The sequence below is a fragment of the Brachybacterium sp. HMSC06H03 genome (assembly GCF_001807385.1).
Taxonomy (GTDB): domain Bacteria; phylum Actinomycetota; class Actinomycetes; order Actinomycetales; family Dermabacteraceae; genus Brachybacterium; species Brachybacterium conglomeratum.
Window position 1 is genome coordinate 1 of sequence record NZ_KV788707.1, and the last position, 2,918, is coordinate 2,918.

Below are 2,918 nucleotides of genomic sequence, written 5' to 3' on the forward strand. Positions count from 1 at the left end.
CGGGAGCGCGGCGCCGCGCGTTGCGAGCGACGCACGGCCCGGCGAGGACGCCGCACGGCCCGGCGTGAGCGAGGTCCCGTCCGCCTCGGCCGTCGCCTCCGCTGATGCGTCGTGCCCGCGGCGTAGTCTCGGAGCACCATGGCCAGCAAGCTCTACCGTGACGATGCGATCGTCCTGCGCACCCACCCGCTGGGCGAGGCGGACCGCATCATCACCCTGCTCACGCGGCGGCACGGCAAGGTCCGCGCCGTCGCCAAGGGCGTGCGCCGCACCGGCAGTCGCTTCGGCGCGCGGCTGGAGCCGTTCACGCTGGTCGACGTGCAGCTGCACGCCGGGCGGAACCTCCACACCGTCACCCAGGTCGTCACGATCGAGGCCTTCGCCGTCGGCATCACCGCGGACTACTCCCGCTTCGCCGCCGCCAGCGCCATGCTCGAGACCACCGACCGGCTCACCGACGAGATGGTCGATCCCAACCAGCGCGGCTTTCTCATGCTCGTCGGCGCGCTGCGCGCCATGGCCGAGGGCCGCATCGCCCCGCCGCTCGTGCTCGACTCCTTCCTGCTGCGCACCCTCGCCGTCTCCGGCTGGGCGCCCGAGCTGCGCGTGTGCGCCTCCTGCGGGGCTGACGGCCCCCACCACGCCTTCGACGTGCGTGCGGGCGGCCTGGTCTGCACGCCATGCCGTCGGCCGGGCGCCATCGCGGTGCGCCAGTCCACGATCGAGCACATGATCTTCCTGCTCGCCGGGGACTGGGAGAATGTGACCGATGCGGAGGAGACCGTGCAGCAGGAGGCGGGTCGCCTCATCGAGGACACGGTGACCTGGCATCTCGAGCGCTCGGTCCGTTCCCTGCACTACGTCGAACGCTGATCCCCATCCCGGGCGGGTCCACGGCCCGCACGATCCCGCACGATCCAGGAGGACCCCGCATGCCCGGTGCATCCCGTCACGGGTACCAGGAGCCGTTCGCCCACCCCAGCGGCGCACTGCCCCCGCAGCTGCCGGCCCCCACGATCCCTCGCCACGTCGCGGTGGTGATGGACGGCAACGGCCGCTGGGCGAACCGCCAGGGCCTGCCCCGCACGGCAGGGCACGAGGCCGGCGAGGCGGCGCTGCTGGACGTCGTCGCCGGCGCCCTCCAGATCGGCGTGACGCACCTGAGCGCCTACGCCTTCTCCACCGAGAACTGGAAGCGGTCCCCGGAGGAGGTGCGCTTCCTGATGGGCTTCTCCCGCTCCGTGCTGCGCCGTCAGCGCGACACCCTGGACTCCTGGGGCGTGCGGATCGTGTGGATCGGCCGCGAGCAGCGCCTCTGGGGCTCGGTGATCCAGGAGCTCAAGGAGGCCCAGGAGCGTACCCGCGACAACACCCGCATGACGCTGTACATGTGCGTGAACTACGGGGGTCGCGCCGAGATCGTCGACGCGGTGCGCGAGATCGCCGAGGAGGCCCGGGCAGGGCGACTCAAGGGCTCCGGGATCAGCGAGAAGACGATCCAGCGCCATCTCGTCGACCCCGATATGCCCGACGTGGACCTGTTCCTGCGCACCAGCGGCGAGCAGCGCACCTCCAACTTCCTGCTCTGGCAGGCCGCCTACGCCGAGCTCGTGTTCGTCCCCGAGCTGTGGCCCGACGTGGACCGACGCGTGCTGTGGCGGGCGATCACGGAGTACGCGCGGCGCGATCGGCGCTACGGGGGAGCGGTCGACGCCCCTGATGCGCCGGGGGCTCAGTCCGCAGGGCTCTGAGCGACCCGCTCGGCCGCGGCGGTCCGCCGAGCCGTAACGGCTGGTTCCGTCGCGGTCGGCCGGTCGCCGTCGACCCCGACCGAGGCCTCGGTCGCGACCTCGCTCTCGGCGAGGGTCGCGACGAGGGCGGCCCGGGCGCCCGTGCGGCGTCGGTGGTGCAGCACGAGAGCGACCAGCAGCACCAGCAGGGCGAGCACGGCGACGGCGCCGGCGGGGGAGACGAGGAACAGCTCGAACCAGCCCGCCACGGCCACCAGGCCGACGGTCGCGTAGATGATCGCCCAGGCCAGGCCGCCGACGGCGAGGGCGGGCAGGTAGCGGCGGGCAGGCATGGCGGTCAGGCCCGCGGCGGCGTTCGCGGCGGTCTGGAAGCCGACGGTCAGGAAGCTCAGCGCCACGACCCAGGCACCCCAGCGGTTGACGAGCTCGGTCGCGCGCTGCACGGACGTCGACTCCAGCAGCTTCTTCACCCGGCCGCGGTTCGCGGCCCTCCGTGCTCCGCGGCCGACGAGATAGGTGCCGCCGGCGCGCGCCCAGATCACCACGTACAGGAACGCGATCGCCGGCAGCAACGGCAGCGACTGGACCCAGTCCATCATCGCGTGGCCGCCTCGTCCTCCGGCTCCTCGGGATCGTCCTCGTCCTCCGAGGGCGCGGCGGTGCTCGAGTGCTCCTCGCACAGCCCGAAGACCTCGAGGGTGTGGTCCACCTCGGTGAAGCCGTGCTCGCGGGCGATCGCGGTCATGGACGCCTCGAGTCTCGGGGCGAGGAACTCCACGGTGCGGCCGCACTCGCGGCACACCAGGTGATGGTGGTGGCCGGTGTCCTCGCACTGCCGGTAGAGGGACTCCCCGTCCCCCGCCACGAGCACGTCCAGACGCCCGGCGCGGGAGAGCGCCTGCAGGTTGCGGTACACGGTGGCGAGGCCGACGGTCTCGCCGTCGGCGCGCATCTGCTCGTGGATCTGCTGGGCGCTGCGGAAGTCCACCTGCCGGGAGAGCGTCTCGAGGATCGCGGCGCGCTGGCGGGTGTTCCTTTGCATGCCCTCATTGTCCCCCACCTGGTGCGGGACCTCCATCTCTGGTGGGAGGGACCACCATCACCGGTGGGAGGGGCCACGCGCCGCGACCGGGCCGGCGTCCGCGGCCGCGGACCCGGGGCCGGCCG

4 protein-coding genes are annotated in these 2,918 nt (G+C 73.0%); 2 read left to right on the forward strand and 2 right to left on the reverse strand.

The window, feature by feature from the left end; translation table 11 throughout:
- Positions 1-138: 138 nt before the first annotated feature.
- Both recO and HMPREF3159_RS04730 read left to right on the forward strand, forming a co-directional pair.
- Positions 139-873 carry a DNA repair protein RecO gene (recO, locus tag HMPREF3159_RS04725; protein ID WP_010551680.1) on the forward strand — a complete coding sequence of 245 codons (735 nt, stop codon included), beginning with the start codon at positions 139-141 and terminating at the stop codon, positions 871-873.
- A 59-nt stretch (positions 874-932) separates the two neighbouring features.
- The gene (locus HMPREF3159_RS04730; protein ID WP_070499906.1) at positions 933-1,751 is read left to right on the forward strand and encodes an isoprenyl transferase; all 819 of its coding nucleotides are present in this window, start codon (positions 933-935) and stop codon (positions 1,749-1,751) included.
- Here HMPREF3159_RS04730 and HMPREF3159_RS04735 read toward each other — a convergent pair.
- Together HMPREF3159_RS04735 and HMPREF3159_RS04740 are read right to left on the reverse strand one after the other, a co-directional pair.
- Positions 1,733-2,350 (reverse strand): DedA family protein, encoded by a 618-nt coding sequence (locus HMPREF3159_RS04735; RefSeq protein WP_070499907.1) that lies wholly within the window; start codon positions 2,348-2,350, stop codon positions 1,733-1,735. The genes HMPREF3159_RS04730 and HMPREF3159_RS04735 overlap by 19 nt on opposite strands.
- Entirely contained in the window at positions 2,347-2,793 is a 447-nt protein-coding gene (locus HMPREF3159_RS04740) for a Fur family transcriptional regulator (protein WP_070499908.1), read from the reverse strand. Before HMPREF3159_RS04740 ends, HMPREF3159_RS04735 begins: the two co-directional genes overlap by 4 nt.
- Between the last annotated feature and the right edge of the window lie 125 nt (positions 2,794-2,918).

Excerpts from the sequence above, each read along its gene's own strand:
- recO (WP_010551680.1), top strand. The coding sequence starts at position 139 with ATGGCCAGCAAGCTCTACCGTGACGATGCGATCGTCCTGCGCACCCAC.
- HMPREF3159_RS04730 (WP_070499906.1), top strand. The coding sequence starts at position 933 with ATGCCCGGTGCATCCCGTCACGGGTACCAGGAGCCGTTCGCCCACCCC.
- HMPREF3159_RS04735 (WP_070499907.1), bottom strand. The coding sequence starts at position 2,350 with ATGATGGACTGGGTCCAGTCGCTGCCGTTGCTGCCGGCGATCGCGTTC.
- HMPREF3159_RS04740 (WP_070499908.1), bottom strand. The coding sequence starts at position 2,793 with ATGCAAAGGAACACCCGCCAGCGCGCCGCGATCCTCGAGACGCTCTCC.